Annotated in this window: 12 protein-coding genes; 7 read left to right on the top strand and 5 right to left on the bottom strand. The window is 45.8% G+C overall.

Annotated features, from left to right (window positions below; all coding sequences use genetic code 11):
• Positions 1-106: 106 nt before the first annotated feature.
• From V7R39_RS11355 to envZ, 4 genes are all read left to right on the top strand, one after another.
• On the top strand, positions 107-1,015 hold the full coding sequence (locus V7R39_RS11355) for a phosphoribulokinase (RefSeq protein ID WP_287010995.1): 909 nt from the start codon (positions 107-109) through the stop codon (positions 1,013-1,015).
• Between the two features lie 110 nt (positions 1,016-1,125).
• Positions 1,126-2,271 (top strand): DUF2855 family protein, encoded by a 1,146-nt coding sequence (locus V7R39_RS11350; protein ID WP_334030763.1) that lies wholly within the window; start codon positions 1,126-1,128, stop codon positions 2,269-2,271.
• A gap of 251 nt (positions 2,272-2,522) precedes the next feature.
• Positions 2,523-3,245 (top strand): osmolarity response regulator transcription factor OmpR, encoded by a 723-nt coding sequence (ompR, locus tag V7R39_RS11345; RefSeq protein WP_334030761.1) that lies wholly within the window; start codon positions 2,523-2,525, stop codon positions 3,243-3,245.
• 41 nt (positions 3,246-3,286) lie between these two features.
• Entirely contained in the window at positions 3,287-4,612 is a 1,326-nt protein-coding gene (envZ, locus tag V7R39_RS11340; RefSeq protein ID WP_334030760.1) for a two-component system sensor histidine kinase EnvZ, read from the top strand.
• Between the two features lie 18 nt (positions 4,613-4,630).
• Here envZ and V7R39_RS11335 read toward each other — a convergent pair whose 3' ends face one another.
• From V7R39_RS11335 to hslR, 5 genes are all read right to left on the bottom strand, one after another.
• Positions 4,631-5,800 (bottom strand): MFS transporter, encoded by a 1,170-nt coding sequence (locus tag V7R39_RS11335; RefSeq protein ID WP_334030759.1) that lies wholly within the window; start codon positions 5,798-5,800, stop codon positions 4,631-4,633.
• Between the two features lie 193 nt (positions 5,801-5,993).
• Positions 5,994-8,393 carry a TIM-barrel domain-containing protein gene (locus tag V7R39_RS11330; protein WP_334030758.1) on the bottom strand — a complete coding sequence of 800 codons (2,400 nt, stop codon included), beginning with the start codon at positions 8,391-8,393 and terminating at the stop codon, positions 5,994-5,996.
• 245 nt (positions 8,394-8,638) lie between these two features.
• A complete protein-coding gene (locus V7R39_RS11325; protein WP_334030756.1) occupies positions 8,639-10,201 on the bottom strand; it encodes a phosphoenolpyruvate carboxykinase in 1,563 nt (520 codons plus the stop codon).
• 426 nt (positions 10,202-10,627) lie between these two features.
• A complete protein-coding gene (gene hslO, locus V7R39_RS11320; protein WP_334030754.1) occupies positions 10,628-11,527 on the bottom strand; it encodes an Hsp33 family molecular chaperone HslO in 900 nt (299 codons plus the stop codon).
• Between the two features lie 21 nt (positions 11,528-11,548).
• Entirely contained in the window at positions 11,549-11,953 is a 405-nt protein-coding gene (gene hslR / locus V7R39_RS11315) for a ribosome-associated heat shock protein Hsp15 (RefSeq protein ID WP_032095344.1), read from the bottom strand.
• 126 nt (positions 11,954-12,079) lie between these two features.
• Between hslR and gspC the strand changes: the two genes are divergently transcribed.
• The 3 genes from gspC (at position 12,080) to gspE (ending at position 16,719) form a co-directional block, all read left to right on the top strand.
• On the top strand, positions 12,080-13,003 hold the full coding sequence (gene gspC, locus V7R39_RS11310) for a type II secretion system protein GspC (RefSeq protein WP_334030753.1): 924 nt from the start codon (positions 12,080-12,082) through the stop codon (positions 13,001-13,003).
• A gap of 106 nt (positions 13,004-13,109) precedes the next feature.
• Positions 13,110-15,155, top strand: a complete 2,046-nt coding sequence (gene gspD, locus V7R39_RS11305) for a type II secretion system secretin GspD (RefSeq protein ID WP_334030751.1) — start codon at positions 13,110-13,112, stop codon at positions 15,153-15,155.
• Position 15,156: 1 nt separating this feature from the next.
• Positions 15,157-16,719, top strand: a complete 1,563-nt coding sequence (gspE, locus tag V7R39_RS11300; protein WP_163106173.1) for a type II secretion system ATPase GspE — start codon at positions 15,157-15,159, stop codon at positions 16,717-16,719.
• Position 16,720 lies beyond the last annotated feature (1 nt).

Below are 16,720 nucleotides of genomic sequence, written 5' to 3'. Positions count from 1 at the left end.
GTTGCTTCAAGCGCGTTAGAATGTCAACTTGCTGTCCTGCAGTGCCCTTGATTCTTCAGCCACATCAGCTTATAACTAGTCACTGTCATTTCCAACAAGAAGTCCTATGTCTGTCAAACACCCTATTATTGCTATAACAGGTTCATCAGGTGCGGGTACAACCACAACCACGAACGCCATACGTCACATTTTTAGAAACCTAAATGTGAATGCGGCCGTTGTGGGTGGTGACAGCTTTCACCGCTTTACACGACCTGAAATGGAAGTAGAAATTCGCAAGGCACAGGAACAAGGTAGGCACATTAGCTACTTTGGCCCAAAGGCCAACGACTTCGAACTCCTTGAGTCGATTTTTAGAGAATATGGCAGTTCGGGCACCGGACAATTCAGACAATACCTACACACCTTCGATGAAGCGGTCCCGTTTAATCAAATGCCTGGCACCTTTACGCCTTGGCAAGATTTACCAAAAAATACCGATTTGCTGTTTTACGAAGGGCTGCACGGTGGTGTGAAAACCGAAGAAAACGATGTAGCAAAGCATGTGGATTTACTCGTGGGCATGGTACCTATTGTAAATTTAGAGTGGATTCAAAAAATCGTTCGCGATACCACAGACAGAGGCCATTCACGAGAAGCGGTAATGAGCAGCATTGTTCGCGGGCTAGACGATTACTTTCATTACATTACTCCTCAATTTTCTCGTACCCATGTTAATTTTCAGCGAGTGCCTACGGTAGATACATCGAACCCATTTAGCGCCCGAGAAATACCCACTCAAGACGAAAGTTTTGTCGTAGTGCGCTTTCGCCGTGAAATGAAAACGGTAGATTATCCCTACCTTCTAAAGATGATTGATGGCGCATTTATGTCTCGTATTAACACTCTTGTGGTGCCTGGCGGAAAAATGGGATTAGCCATGGAGCTTATTTTATCTCCGCTGCTTGAAGATATTTTAAATAAGAAACGCCGCGCAGGACACCAAATGGACTGGTTGAATTCAGACGAAGAGTAAAAAGCGCCTTCTATATCTGTTTCCTATAACAATATATTAACAACAACTAGTCGCAATACTCACTTATTTACGCCATGGTGATGCTATATTAATCTATTAAGGATATCACCATGGCCTTGCCTTCACCTTCATCTGCACCGTCATCTGCACCAGAAGCAAATTCACCCGTTACTTCAACCCAAATATGGTTAAACCAAAACAACCTCAATGGAACCAAAGTGGTGGATGTGCAGCTTGATTGCGAGCACCTCAGCGAGGGCGAACTCATTCTGGAAACCGACAGTTTTGGCTTTTCAGCGAATAACATCACCTATGCTGCGCTGGGTTTTAAAATGGGCTATTGGGGATTTTTTCCCGCTGAAGAAGGTTATGGCATTGTTCCGGTGTGGGGTTTTGCCACAGTAAAAGTGTCTCGTCACCCTGATATTCAAGAAGGTGAAAAGGTATTTGGCTATTTGCCAATGGCAAGTCATTGGGTCATTAAGGCAGGCAAAGTAGCACCTCATGGCTTCTCTGATATTCATGAAAACCGCAAAAGTATTAGCCCAGTTTACGACCAGTACCTTCGCTGCAGCGCCGACCCTGGTTATGATGCTAATCGTGAAGCGTGGCAGCTTAACTTTCGCCCTCTGTATATGACCTCTTTTGTATTAGACGATTACGTAGCAGAGCTTTCAAAGGGCGAGTCGTTACTACTTTCAAGTGCATCAAGTAAAACAGCACTGGGTACCGCACAGCTTTTAAAAGACCAAAAAGCGCAAAGAGGTGCAAGCTACAAAGTGATTGGGCTTACCTCATCGGCAAATGTAGACATGGTGAAAGCCACCGACTGTTATGACGATGTCATTAGCTACAGCGAGCTAGATAAGCTGGATAAAAGTGATACCTTCTGGTTACTCGATTTTGCTGCCAACGGCACCCTGATTAACAATATTACTCAGGCCATTGGCGAAAAGTTGAGTAAGGTATCGCTTATTGGCGCCACCGACTGGGAAGCCCAAGAAAAGCCTAATCCAAAATTGCTAGATGCAGAGATATTTTTCGCGCCTTCGCGGGTGAAGTTGCGCCAAAAAGAGTGGGGACACGACGTCTTTTTGAAAAAATATGCTACAGCATGGCAAGGTTTTGCTAGTAAAGTGGACAACACCTTTTTTGAGCAGAGCCATAAAGGAACTGAGGATATCATTGCGCTTTATAAAGAAACCCTTAACGGCAACGCCGATACTAAAGCCTTGAATGTAGTCTCGTTTAAGTAGCGATCACTCCTTGCTAAATTTTTACTTTTTAGGCGGCAATCTGTCGTTTGCTGCCTTTTTACTACCTAATTTAATGTCTTATTTGTAGCCTTACTTACTAAGGCATACCGAGTAAATTGTGCACAGCAACGATTAACACGCCCTCGTAGACACTATTTGTAACAAACCGCTCTCTCATTTTACACATTCTCGCTTTTGTATTTCTCGCCATGTGGTTATAGTAAATAATACGTATTTTCAAGGGTATGGTTATGGGTCAGGAAACCTCAAAAATTCTCGTTGTCGATGATGACATGCGTCTTCGCAGTCTGCTTGAGCGCTATTTATTAGAGCAAGGCTATCAGGTTCGAAGCGCGGCTAATGCTGAGCAGATGGACAGACTGTTAGAGCGGGAAAACTTTCACCTTATGGTGCTAGATTTGATGTTACCTGGCGAAGACGGACTTTCTATTTGTCGTCGCCTACGCCAAATGGAAAATGACATGCCCATTATTATGTTAACTGCGAAAGGTGACGAGGTAGACCGCATTATAGGCCTTGAAATGGGTGCTGATGATTACCTTCCCAAGCCATTCAACCCCAGAGAATTACTCGCACGAGCCAAAGCCGTTTTACGCAGGCGCAGCAGCGAAGCACCTGGCGCACCGTCAAAAGACGTTCAAATTATCGAATTTGGTAACTACACGCTTAATTTAGCCACACGAGAAATGACAGCAGGTGATAGGCCGCTAACCCTTACCAGCGGGGAATTTGCTGTTTTAAAATCGTTAGTGACTCACCCAAGAGAGCCGCTGTCTCGTGATAAGCTTATGAACCTAGCCCGCGGTCGTGATTACAGTGCTTTAGAGCGCAGTATTGATGTGCAGGTATCTCGTTTGCGCAGAATGTTAGAAGAAGATCCAGCTAACCCAAGGTACATTCAAACCGTATGGGGGCTTGGCTATGTCTTTGTACCTGATGGCGAACAAGTATAAGCCATGACGCCCCAGCAGCAATCCGCGCAGGTGTATGCCACGTGCGCCTAACCCCTAAAAGTGCCTTCGGGCAAACCGTTATGCTAATAGGCGTATTGCTGCTTATTAACCAAATTGTGTCGTACATTTCTGTTACTTACTATTTTATTCAGCCTAGCTACCAACAAATCAATAGTTTGCTCGCTACTCAAGTAAAATCAGTATTGGCCAACGACTTACTGGTCAGCAATCAAGAAAGCCGAACGGCCTATTTCAACGAAACCAAGGTTCGGGTGTTTGATGAAAGTGTGGCGCGACAAAACGGATTAGAAACGGCAGTGTATTATGGCTTTATGTCTTCTCAAGTGAGTGAAAATATTAATCAACTAGCCGACGTTCGCATTAGTACCGAATCTCAAGCGAATGATGAGAATGCCCCGTACACCGTCTGGATCTCGCTAAATCGCTACCCCGACACGTGGATTTCCATTCCGATTTCTGGGCTAAACGAAGCCAATATCTCGCCCCTCACTATGTATCTTTTGGTAATCGGCATTCTCAGTGTCGCTGGAGGCTGGCTGTTTGTAAGGCGCATGACGAGGCCATTATCTGCTCTGCAAAAAGCGGCGATTGCGGTAGGCAAAGGTGAGCACCCTGTTCCACTTCGCGAGCAAGGCAGCACTGAAATGATCCAGGTAACGCGAGCATTTAACCGCATGAATCAAGGTATAAAGCAGCTCGAAACCGACAGAAACGTAATGACAGCCGGCATATCTCACGACTTACGAACGCCATTAACCCGAATTCGCTTGGCCTCAGAAATGCTGCCAGAAGATCAAGACTGGATAAAAGATGGGATTGTGAATGATATTGAGGATATGAACGCTATTATCGATCAGTTCATCGACTACGCCCGCTACGACACTGAAGAAGTAACACAAGAAACCGATTTAAACTCTATTATCGCAGATTTAGTTCAGGCTCGGCATTTAGACGAAAAGCATCATATAGAGTTAAAACTAAACCCTATTCCAATGCTTCCCCTTCGTCGCATTGCCATGAAGCGGGTAATAGATAACCTCATTGAAAATGCGTTTAAATATGGCTCTGATGATATTGCCATTAGCAGCTTTTATAATCGGCATGAGAAACGCGTGTACTGCAAAGTACGTGACTTTGGCCCGGGCATTCCTCAAAACGAACTGGATAGTGTGTTTATGGCGTTTGCTCAAGGGGATAAGGCCAGAAACTCCTCTGGTTCCGGCCTAGGGCTTGCCATAATAAGGCGTATTGTTGAAGCGCATAATGGCGAAGTGAGTTTGCGTAATCACCCACAGCAAGGCTTAGTGGCTGAGTTCTCTATGCCTTATTCTTCAGTAAAAAATTAACCACACCGCAAAAGGCTGCTACCTTTGCTGCTTCAACATTCTGCTGTACCCGTAGGATGCAAACCACAGCACGCAGCCTCCAATAGGTATTACCCAAAACGCGGTGGTAAGGGGCGCAAAATTTGCCCAAAGCCCGGTTGAAAACGATGCCACCTGCACTCCCGTAGAGTTACCAATAATAGCAATGCCGGAAAGCACAGGGCCGTTATCACTATCTATATTCATCGCTGCCGATAGCATTAACGGAAATAACCCGCCTAACCCCAAACCAAGCAATAAATTACCTGCGCCTATGCCATAAAACGACGGCATAATTTTTAGCACAAATACGCCTATCAGTGAGGTGGTTGCCATAAACATGATAAGGCGGTGCACAGATAGAAAGCGCAATAAGAAAGGAAATACAAGACGGCTTATTACCATTCCAGCGGTAAAACAGGCTAGCAGGTTTCGCGACTGCTCACCGGTAAAACCAATGCCATTTTGCGCATAACTGACAAACCAATTGGCGTTGCCAAACTCTACTGCACCGTACCCAAAGGCTAACAAGGCCATAAACATAAACACGGGCTTTTTAATAATAACGCCGAAAGTGAGGGTTTTCTTCGCGGCCTTTGGCGCGTCAGAGACTATTTTTGCTTGAGAGCGGGCAGCGATATAGGCGTAACAAGAAAGGACAGCCATCACACCTGCCAACACTTGAATGGGTAAGCGCCAGTTGTGCTCTACAAGATACAACAGGGTAACAAAAAAGGACGCGGCGAACGTACCAAGGCTAAACATAAAGTCCATTAGCCCCATCATGGTAAAGCGTTTTTCAGCGTACATTCGGGCAATGAGGGTATGACCTATTGTAAATATGGTGGAACTCACCACACCAATAGCTATCGCTAAAACTAAAAACCATTGCCAGGAAGATAGCAGTGAAACCAAAACAAGTAGCAGTGTATTCACACTGAACAGGCTAGCCAGTAAGGGCATGTATTCAAACCTACTGGCGTACTTCCCGCCTAAAATTGCACCTAGCATCATGCCAACGGAGAACAGCGAAAATAATGCGCCGCTCACCAATTCAGTCATGCTTAAGTTTTCGGCAATGTCGGGAAGCAGAATTCCCCAAAGCAAAAACAGTTTACCAATTAAAAAAAAACCAGAGAATATAACGATGGTGGCAGGTGCGCGGCTCATTCGTGCTCCAAAGTATGTGGAACGGCTCAAGAACGCATTATTTGGCCTTCATAAGGTGAGGCTATTGCATGACAGCCACCTTATAAAAGCCACCTAATGAAAATCAGTGTATAAAAACCAATATTGAGCCGAGCTTACGTAAAAGCCCTTTAGTAAAAGTGCTTGCGTAAAAGCGTGAAAACGGCACGCTAGATTACATGATTTTAATCTCTACAGACTGCTGATAATCGCACGAAATTGCAAGTGAAAGCCTTTTCCCTTTTTCATCCCACGTGAAATCACTCGACGCGCCGTTTACCTGTACTTGCGTAGGACGAGTATCTTGACCATGTACCACCATAGTAAGCTTACGTCGCTGAGGCATACCCATGTAGCTTCCCGCACTATCGATATGTAATCTAAGTTGCTCAGTATGCTTGGCAGTAAATGTCATTGCTGTATACAAACCGTATTTTACGGAATCTGGGCTTACCCCGTCATCTTCATATAGGGTGTAGGAAGCGTGGGAAACCGAGTCGTCGGCCCAGTAATGCACCGTTAGCTCAGCAGGGTTGTAATCTTCGGTGCGCGCTAACTCCTCTGACATGGGCATAAAACTACCCGCCTTCACCCATACCGGAAAAGTGTTGTCTTGCAACGGATATTGTACAACGTTGCCACCTTCAAAACGGGTATCGGAAAAGAAGTCAAACCACACACCTTTAGGTAGCGCAACATCCCAGCTCGATTGGTTAGGCTCAGTAACAACAGACACTAACAGCGCATCGCCCCACATGTAACTTTGTGCATTCTCAAACCACGTTTTCTGGTTGTAATCAAACGCGAGTGGGCGCATCAAGGGCGTGCCGTGTAAGGCATTTTCGAAGGCTAACGAATAGTTATAGGGAAGCATGGCGTAGCGCAGTTTAATGAATTCTCGAGCTATAGATTTAACGGGGTCGTCGTGAAAGACGGGTTCAGGCGCAATAGCGTCTTGGGCGTGAGGACGGAATACTGGTGAAAACGCGCCAAACTGCAGCCAGCGGGTGTAAAGTTCAGGGTCAAACGCTTCGCCTCCGGCAAACCCACCTAAATCAGAGTGAGTATACGCCAGGCCAAACACGCTCATTTGAAGGGCGAGTTCCACTTGAGGCTTAAGGCCTCCCCAACTTCTGCTTACATCCCCTGTCCAGGGCACCATTCCAAAACGCTGACTTCCCAAGAAGCCTGAGCGCATGAGTACAAAAGGGCGAGTATCAGGCTGCAATTCACGCAGGTTGCTATACACCATTTTAGCCCATTGATGCCCGTAACCGTTATGAAGTACCTGTCCTTTTATCTTTTTAGAATGCCACAAATGAATAGAATCATCGGGGTGCACTTCTGGCTCGCCTAGGTCACCCCACCAACCAGCAACACCCTGCGCAGCTAATTTTTTATAATACTGCCAAAACCACTTACGCCCCTCATCACTAAATACATCAACAAGCCCGGTATTACCAAAGTAAAAGTCGAAGGTATAAGGGCTGCCATCGTCTTTTTGCGCTAGCGCGTTGTTAGCGACGGCACTTTCCCACTGTGAAGAGGTGGTGAGTATAAAAGGTTCAGTGATCAAAACCGTTTTAATGTCCTGCTGCTTTAGGGATGAAATCATCTTTTCAGGGTGTGGAAAGGCCTCTTTATCCCAGTTCAAATTACCCATGTGACCTTTAATATCTTTACCAAACCAGTAGAGATCTAGCACCACTGCGTCTAGGGGAATATCTTGGGCGTTAAATGCTGATACAACGTCGGCCACCTCTTGTTGAGATTTGTAGCCAAAACGCGATGCAAAATTACCAAACAGCCAGCGCGGCACGAGGGGCTGCTTGCCGGTAACGGCTACAGTTGAGGTGGCAGTGTCTTTTAAACTTTCACCGAGCACCACAATGTAGCTTGCCCGGCCGCCCTCTGCAGAAAAGCGCAGTTCATCAGGATTTGTATTTCCCATATCGAGCTCGCCCGACGCTGTGTTGTCAAACAACACACTGTAATGCTTCGATGACATTATGGCAGATAGGCCGAAATACATTTGATTGGATGACGTGGTATACCCGTAATGCGCTTTGTTATAAAGCGGCATAGTATGGCCTCGACGGTCCATGCCTAGCACACGCTGTCCACCGCCATATAGCATTTCGCTTTCATCAAGAGCGAGGGATAGCGACACCTTCTCAGCACTGGCGGTTAAGCCATCGCGCTCAGAGACTCGAAGCTCGCCATCATAGAAATAGGACAACGCGTGACTGCCTTTGTCGATAACCACCGAGCTCTTACCAATGCTTAACGACACCTCGGTGCTGGTTTCTTCAAGGGTAGGAGAGAATGCGCCCTGATTGACAAGGGCCATGCTGGGGAGGTTGTCGTAAGCCTCGCCATGCTCGTCGGTGAGCAAAGTGATAGCAAAGCTGTTATCTGCCACCGCAGACACTGAAAAATCATAGGTATTGGTATCAACTATCAAGGTGCTGTCTTTCAACGTAACGCTTTCTACGTGAGCAAAAGCAGGCACGCTAACGAAGGTTGAAACGGTAACAAGAACAGGGACAAATAGGGTCGACAAGCGAGCTAACATAAGCGCATTTCCTTATAGACTACACTCACTCGCCTCTCAACATCACCGCCAGCTTGTTTACAAAGCGAGTACGAAAGGTAGCGTTATAGCCACAGTATATTAATAGTATTCATAATACCTAGCCCCGTTAGGGAACAAAATAAACATACGTATTCATAATGTTAAAAATGTTAAAAAAAAGCCCACAGCAGAGTGTGGGCTTTCAAAGATAGTTTGCAAAAGCTATTTATAAAACAAGTCCGTGTTTAGTTTCCTGGGCCTGCTTTTACGATAGCGTCGTTAACATCGTATTTTTCAAAGTTTTGCTGGAAATCGCTAACAAGATTAGCTGCAAATGCTTCATAGCTAGCCTTATCTGCCCAGGTGTTTTTAGGCACTAATAGATTGCTGTCTACGCCTGGAACCGCCACAGGTACATCAAGGTTTAACCCCTCAATGTGCTGGGTTTTAACGTCGGCCAATTCACCTGAAACAATGGCGTCGATCACCGCGCGAGTCGTTGGAATATCAAAGCGACTGCCGGTTCCGTAAGGTCCACCTGTCCAACCTGTATTCACTAAATACACTTTTGCGCCAAACGCTTTTACCCGTTTAATCAAAAGCTCTGCGTAAACGCCTGCGGGACGAGGGAAAAATGGCGCACCAAAGCAAGTAGAAAACGTTGATTCTATGTCGCTGGTTGAGCCAATTTCTGTAGAGCCCACTTTTGCAGTGTAACCGCTTAAGAAATGATACGCCGCGGCCTCTTCGCTTAACACCGACACTGGCGGTAATACACCACTCACATCACAGGTTAAAAACACCACTGAGCGGGGCTCACCGCCTCTATTTTCTGCTACGCGCTTTTCAATATGCTCAAGGGGATAGGCTGCACGAGAGTTTTGAGTCAGCGACGTGTCTTTATAATCAGGTGTACGCGTATCATCAAGCACCACATTTTCTAAAATGGTGCCAAATTTAATCGCGTTCCAGATCACAGGCTCATTTTTTTGAGATAGGTCGATACATTTTGCATAGCAACCGCCTTCAATATTAAACACGCTACCCGATGCCCAGCCGTGTTCATCATCGCCAATTAAGCTGCGCTTAGGATCGGCAGACAAGGTTGTTTTTCCTGTGCCTGACAGACCGAAGAAAAGGGTAACATCGCCTTCTTCGCCAACGTTTGCAGAGCAGTGCATTGGCAGCACGTCTTTAGCAGGCAACAGGAAGTTTTGTACTGAAAACATGGCTTTTTTCATTTCGCCGGCATAACGCATACCCGCTAAAAGTACGCGTTTTTTAGCGAAGTTAATAATCACCGTGCCGTCGCTGTTAGTACCGTCGCGTTCTGGAACACATTCAAACCCAGGTACATTAAGTATCTGCCAAGGCTGCTCACCTTTCGCATTCCATTGTTCGGGTCTAATAAAAAGGTTACGCGCAAACACATGTTGCCATGCAGTTTGGGTACGCACTTCTAAAGGCAGCGCATGTTCTGGATCTGAACCCACTTGAAGATGTGACAGAAAGTGTTCTTGAGTCGATAGGTACGTATCAACGCGTTCCCACAATGCATCAAACTTCTCTGAATCGAAGGGTTTATTCACTTTACCCCAGTCGATGTCATTCTCACTTGATGGTTCTTTTACGATAAATCTATCGTTGGGAGAACGCCCTGTTCTTTTACCTGTTTGTACAACAAGCGCACCGTTTTTATCTAAGATGCCTTCACCGCGCTCAAGGGCACGCTGAATAAGCTCGGCAGAGGTGAGGTTGGTGAGCGGTGTTACTTTCAAGTCCGTCTGAATTGATTCAGCAGCAGTCATAGTGTTTACCTTTTATGTAATATTACAAATCGCCTTCCAAAAAAGTAACACTATTGAGAACCCCAAGTAAACAGGCATATAGAGAGAAATTATAGATATATATAAGATAGAAACAGCATCAACTTTCAAAAACTTTGTAATTAAATTACATGAAAGCGTTTCCCTAGGTGAAAAGAAGAAGATAAGTGCTTTACGCTTGTTGTTTATATTCATTTTTGCCAATAAACGATGCTGAAAAAACATGCAAAAATTGATATTTACAACGAAAGGGAAGAAGTGGGAAAGATCAACACGTTGACCAGTGTTTATTTTTTAATCAATAGTAAATTACGCCCACCAGACTTGCGGTCACTTCTCGATGGGCGGAGTGAATAGCGTTTACATTGCTAGAGCGTGTTGCCCTTGTCGACTACGTAAGGACCTTGACTACTGGTTTGTAGCCGGTCCGCCATAGTTGCCGTTATGAATCGCTTCTACGTCGATACTGTCAAAGCGATATTCCACATGACAGTACTGGCAATTCATTTTTACTGCGCCTTCTTCTTCAATAATAGAATTAAGCTCTGCCTTCTCTACATGTCGAAGCGCTTCAGCACTGCGCGCTTTAGAACACGTGCAGGCAAACGATACTGTCTTAGGCGGGAACACCTCTACCTTTTCTTGGTGATACAAGCGATACAGTATTTCCTCTACCGACAGCGAAAACATCTCTTCTTGCTTTAACGTTTCCGTCAGCTTTGTAATGTGTTCAAAATCATTTGCTGAAGCCACATCCGTCGCGCTTGCTTGGGCAGGCAGCACTTGAAGCAATACACCAGCGGCCTTCGCACTTTCTGCATCTTGTAAGTCAGTCATTAACTGAACCTTGGTGGCCAGCTGTTCAGACTGTTGAAAATATCCCTCGATACATTCGGCAAGGCTAGGTTTATCTAGCGCAACTACGCCTTGGTAACGCTCACCTTCATCAGGGGTAATGGTAATAACAAGCACAGCGTCGGTGAGTAGCTCGGAAAAGTTCTCCGGTAACGTGGTTAGGCTTTCATCCCAACGAGCAACGCCTCGAAGTGTTTGATTGTGTGTGGCATTGACAACCGCATAACTTACCGGCCCTTTACTTTGTACCTGTAGCCCTATTTCGCCTTCAAACTTAAGCGTTGCGGTTAGTAACGACGTTGCGGCTGCCATCTCGCACAGCAATTGCTGAATTTGAACGGGGTACTCGTAGCTATGCACAATGTTTTTTAAGCTGTCGTTTAAACGCACTAGCTCACCGCGCACATTGGCTTGAGTAAATAAAAAGCGGTGTAAATTGTCGAAATCGCTCATAACTAATCCTGTTTACAGCAATTATTGCTGTTTAAATTTAATAATCTGTCGTCGCTGCTTTTTGTCTGGTCTATTATCGGGCTTAGGACTGTGAAAAGCGTTTAATTTACGCGCAGCTTGATTCTCTTCACGTTTTGTTACACTTTCAGCCGTTTCCGCGTAAAGCTCCTGTGCCAGAGGCGCGCTTAACCGTTTGTCACTAAGCCCGAGCACCTCAATATCACGAGAATCGAAGCCTGAGGGAACTTTTACCCTAGCGCCAAGCTCTACGTTTCTGCTTGGTTTGGCTCGTTGACCGTTGTAGTGAACTTTGCCCGACTGAACCATATCTCGGGCTATTGCACGGGTTTTGAAAAATCTTGCAGCCCACAGCCACTTGTCCAGCCTGACATTTTGTGTTGTATTGTTGCTATTCGATTGGTTCATATAATAATTTCGTAACGGTGTTGCTTTAGTGTTGTGACCCTAACCTTTACTAGGCTATTATGGATTCGCTAAAGCGCGGCTAACCAAAAATTCACTTTATTTTAAAGCAGTACCATCAGTGGCAGCATGACATTCAATAAACCCAATCCACAATCTCTGGTTGTTTTTGTAAACCAGAATCAAAAACAGCTACACACCCTTGTAGTGGTTCTGCTAAGTCTGTATTTAATTGCATTCACAGCCAAACTTGTGTGGCAGATTATACCTGAACCATCGCTGTCTGCGACACCAACAGCATCACGCATTGCTCCTATAAGTACGCCTAGTGGGAAAAGTGGGGTCAATCTTGGCAAAATACAACAGCTAAATCTTTTCGGAGATGCCGCAGCCGTGCCTAAGCCAGCCCAAACTGAAGAAGTCACCGATGCACCCGAAACCCGTTTAAACTTAACGCTCACCGGTGTGGTAGCAAGCTCAGAGCAAGAATCAGGTACTGCCATTATAGAAAATAATAACAGCCAAGCCGTGTATGGTTTGGGTGAAAAAATTGAAGGGACTAATGCAACGCTGCAAACGGTGTACAACGATCGCGTAATAATCAAAAATGGGATCCGCAAAGAAACGCTCATGCTCGATGGTATCGATTATGAAGAGGCGAATCGCAGACGTGAACAGCAGGAACGTATGGGTCCGTCGCCAGCACGTAACGACAAAGCTCAGGCACAAGAGCTCAGCGAAGAAGCCCTTGAGGCCACAGCAGCTTTACGTGAGCGACCTGCAAACTTTACTGATTTTATTTCAATATCACCAAAAACTGAGGGCGGTCAGCTGATTGGCTATCAGGTAAGCCCTGGACGTGAGCCTGCTCTGTTTGCTTCTGCAGGTCTTAAAACCGGCGATGTAATTTCACAAATTAACGGGTTAGATTTAACTGACCTACAGCAGTCGCAAGAGGCATTATCAGAGCTTCGTTCTGCGCAATCGATAGAATTAACAATTATTCGTGATGGTAGTTTCACCACGCTGTACCTCGACTTGCCTGAGTCATAAAACGCTAACAAAAAACTGGCATTCTTTCCTGCTAGGGAAAGTTTCAGTTAGGCAAGAAGTACAGCTTAAACGGCCGTTTACAGATTAAGAAATAAAGGAAGTTAGAATGAAAAGGCGCACAAGCCACAAATTGTTATCTCGCTTAGCCACCACTGTGTGTACAGCGCTGCTGTGTTTCTCTGTGACCGCTGCCGAGTACATGCCTAATTTTAAAGATACCGACATTAACGAATTCATTAATATTGTGGGTAAAAATTTAGAGCGAACCATTATCGTCGACCCGAATGTTCGTGGAAAAATTAGCGTGCGCAGTTACGATATGCTCAGCGAAGATCAGTACTATCAATTTTTCTTGAACGTGCTGCAAGTATACGACTTTGCGGTGGTTGAAATGCCAAGCGGCATTTTAAAAGTCGTGCGTTCTAAAGATGCGAAAACCTCAAACATTCCAGTGGTTGAAGGCGCAGAACAAGACGGTGATGAATTTATTACCCGCGTCGTTCCTGTTTATAACGTACCTGTTCGCGAACTAGCCCCTATTCTTCGCCAGCTAAACGACCAAGCCGGTGGCGGAAATGTAGTCAGCCATGACCCTTCAAACGTGATGATGCTAACCGGTAGAGCAGCGGTGGTTAACCGTTTAGTCGAGATTATCGAACGTGTTGACCGCGCCGGTGACGAAGAAGTAGAGATTGTGAAGTTACGCTATGCTTCAGCGTCTGAAATGGTGCGCATTATTGAAAGCATTAACAAGTCTCAAGGCAAAGCGAATACGGGCGCCAAGTCTGACCCCCGTGTTGTGGCAGATGATAGAACTAACTCTGTCATTGTCAGCGGCGACGTTAAAGCCCGCCAACGACTCATCACGCTTATCCAACGTATGGACCAAGAGCTTGAGTCTAACGGCAATACGCGAGTGCTGTTTTTAAACTACGCAAAAGCAGAAGACATGGTAAAAGTATTGCAGGGTGTGTCGGCCAGTATACAGGCAGAAACACAAGGCAGCGCTGCCACCTCTACCCGTCGTTCTTCATCGAATCGGGACATCAGCATTGACGCCCATGAAGATTCCAACGCCATTGTCATTACCGCAGAACCTGACATGATGCGCTCACTGGAAGAAGTGGTTCGTCAACTCGATATTCGTCGTGCTCAAGTACAGGTTGAAGCCATCATTGTTGAAGTATTTGAAGGTGACGGCACTACCCTTGGCGTGCAGTGGGTATCTGAAGAAGGCGGCGGTACACAATTTAACAATGGCATTGTGCCAGTAGGCGCTTTAGGCGTGGCTTTACGTCAAGCGGAAGACCGCCAGGTACCCCGTTCTCAAACGTCAGCAAATGGTGAAATTGTTGAAACAACAGATACCATTGAGGGAGATTTTCAGCCTCTTGCAAACCTACTTGGCGGCGCCAACGGCATGATTGCAGGAATTATAGAGGATGGTTGGGGCGCAGTTGTGCAGGCAGTTAGCACAGACACCAATTCAAATATTCTTGCCACTCCGCACCTTACTACTATGGACAACGAAGAAGCGTTTTTCATCGTAGGTCAGGAAGTTCCTATTATTACGGGAACAACAACGGGCGCTAATAACTCAAACCCTTTCACAACGGTAGACCGCCAAGAAGTGGGTATAAAGTTAAAAGTAACGCCACAAATAAATGAAGGTGATGCGGTTCAACTTCTTATTGAGCAAGAAGTATCAAGTGTTAGCGGTGCAACCTCGGTGGACATCTCTATTAACAAGCGTGAGATTAAAACCACCGTTATTGTAGATGATGGCGGCACTATCGTACTTGGTGGATTGATTGATGAAGACATTCAAGAAAGTGTGTCAAAAGTACCTCTACTTGGCGATATTCCTATCCTTGGTAACTTGTTTAAATCAACCTCTACCAGTAAACGTAAGCGCAACCTCATGGTATTTTTGAAGCCTACTATTGTGCGTGATGCCGCAACCATGAATTCTATCAGCCATAGAAAGTACAATTACATCCGCGCGCTACAGCTCAAGCGCCAGCAAGACGGCGTGTCGTTGATGCCTAACTCACGCACACCCACCATGCCTAATTGGGACGATGAGCTGACGCTTCCGCCTTCTTTTGAAGAGTACTTAACTGAAAAAGAAGCGCTAGAGGATAATGACTAATATGTCAGGGCAAGACGAGCAACTTACTCAGGCACTTGAAGCACAGGAAGAAGTGCTTGAGGCCATGGCGGAAGAGGGCCTTCCTGAACAAGAAGGTGGCCCCAAACAGCTTTCATTTAGCTTCGCGAAACGCAATCAAGTGCTGTTAGAAGTAAACGAAACACCGGCTGTTTTGTATTTTACCGAGAACACGCCTTTTGACGTGTTCGCTGAAGTGCGTCGTTTTTACGGTGAGCCTTTTGTTCCTAAATCCATTCCGGCAGATGAGTTTGAAAGCTTCCTAACAACGGCTTTCCAGCGCGATAGTTCGGCTGCTAAACAGCTCATGGAAGATTTAGGTAACGAGAGTGACTTGTTTGCTCTTGCCGAAGATTTACCCGACACAGAAGACTTGTTAGACAGTGAAGATGATGCGCCTATCATCAAGCTCATCAATGCGATGCTTGGTGAGGCAATTAAAGAAGGGGCTTCTGATATTCATATCGAGACCTTCGAGAATCAACTGGTTGTGCGCTTTCGTGTAGACGGCGTGTTGCGTGAAATACTGCGCCCCAATCGCAAGCTATCCTCTATGTTAGTGTCGCGTATCAAAGTAATGGCTAAGTTGGACATTGCTGAAAAACGAGTGCCCCAAGACGGTCGTATCACCTTGCGCATAGCAGGCAGAGCGGTAGACGTACGTGTATCTACCATGCCTTCAAGTCACGGCGAGCGAGTGGTGTTGCGTTTACTTGATAAAAATAATGCACGCCTTAATCTTGAAGATTTAGGCATGACTCAGGGAAATAGAGACTTCTTCTCGACACTTATCAGAAAGCCTCACGGCATTATTTTGGTTACAGGCCCTACCGGCTCAGGTAAAAGTACCACCTTGTATGCAGGGCTAAGTGAGATTAATTCTCGCGATAGAAATATTCTTACCGTTGAAGACCCTATTGAATTTGATTTACCCGGCATTGGACAAACTCAAGTTAACCCTCGTGTAGATATGACCTTTGCAAGAGGCTTGCGGGCCATATTACGTCAAGATCCAGACGTGGTAATGGTGGGTGAGATTCGAGACATTGAAACTGCCCAAATAGCGGTTCAGGCCAGTTTAACCGGTCACTTGGTACTTTCCACGCTGCATACCAACACGGCTGCCGGTGCAATAACACGATTAGAAGATATGGGTATTGAGCCGTTCTTGTTATCGTCGAGTTTACTGGCTGTGCTCTCCCAGCGCTTGGTGAGAACCTTGTGTAAAGAGTGCAAACAGCCTCATACGCCGGATGCTTCACAGCGTGAAGTATTAGGCTCTGATGCTAATGCTAGCACCATTATTTACACCCCGCGAGGGTGCGCTGCATGTAATCAAACTGGATATCGCGGTAGAACCGGTATTCATGAATTGCTGCTTGTTGATGAGCGCGTGAGAGAAATGATGCATGAGGGCGTGGGCGAACAGGCAATCGAGCGTTACATAAGAGCCACTACGCCCAGCATACGAGAAGATGGCTGTCGAAAAGTGCTGTCTGGGGTAACCTCACTTGAAGAAGTATTACGAGTAACGAGGGAAGACTAGT

Origin of the sequence: Alteromonas sp. P256 (assembly GCF_036864455.1) — a bacterium.
Lineage (GTDB): Bacteria > Pseudomonadota > Gammaproteobacteria > Enterobacterales > Alteromonadaceae > Alteromonas.
This window is presented reverse-complemented; position numbering and strand designations above follow the sequence as displayed.

Excerpts from the sequence above, each read along its gene's own strand:
- V7R39_RS11355 (WP_287010995.1), top strand. The coding sequence starts at position 107 with ATGTCTGTCAAACACCCTATTATTGCTATAACAGGTTCATCAGGTGCG.
- V7R39_RS11350 (WP_334030763.1), top strand. The coding sequence starts at position 1,126 with ATGGCCTTGCCTTCACCTTCATCTGCACCGTCATCTGCACCAGAAGCA.
- ompR (WP_334030761.1), top strand. The coding sequence starts at position 2,523 with ATGGGTCAGGAAACCTCAAAAATTCTCGTTGTCGATGATGACATGCGT.
- V7R39_RS11335 (WP_334030759.1), bottom strand. The coding sequence starts at position 5,800 with ATGAGCCGCGCACCTGCCACCATCGTTATATTCTCTGGTTTTTTTTTA.
- V7R39_RS11330 (WP_334030758.1), bottom strand. The coding sequence starts at position 8,393 with ATGTTAGCTCGCTTGTCGACCCTATTTGTCCCTGTTCTTGTTACCGTT.
- V7R39_RS11325 (WP_334030756.1), bottom strand. The coding sequence starts at position 10,201 with ATGACTGCTGCTGAATCAATTCAGACGGACTTGAAAGTAACACCGCTC.
- hslO (WP_334030754.1), bottom strand. The coding sequence starts at position 11,527 with ATGAGCGATTTCGACAATTTACACCGCTTTTTATTTACTCAAGCCAAT.
- hslR (WP_032095344.1), bottom strand. The coding sequence starts at position 11,953 with ATGAACCAATCGAATAGCAACAATACAACACAAAATGTCAGGCTGGAC.
- gspC (WP_334030753.1), top strand. The coding sequence starts at position 12,080 with ATGACATTCAATAAACCCAATCCACAATCTCTGGTTGTTTTTGTAAAC.
- gspD (WP_334030751.1), top strand. The coding sequence starts at position 13,110 with ATGAAAAGGCGCACAAGCCACAAATTGTTATCTCGCTTAGCCACCACT.
- gspE (WP_163106173.1), top strand. The coding sequence starts at position 15,157 with ATGTCAGGGCAAGACGAGCAACTTACTCAGGCACTTGAAGCACAGGAA.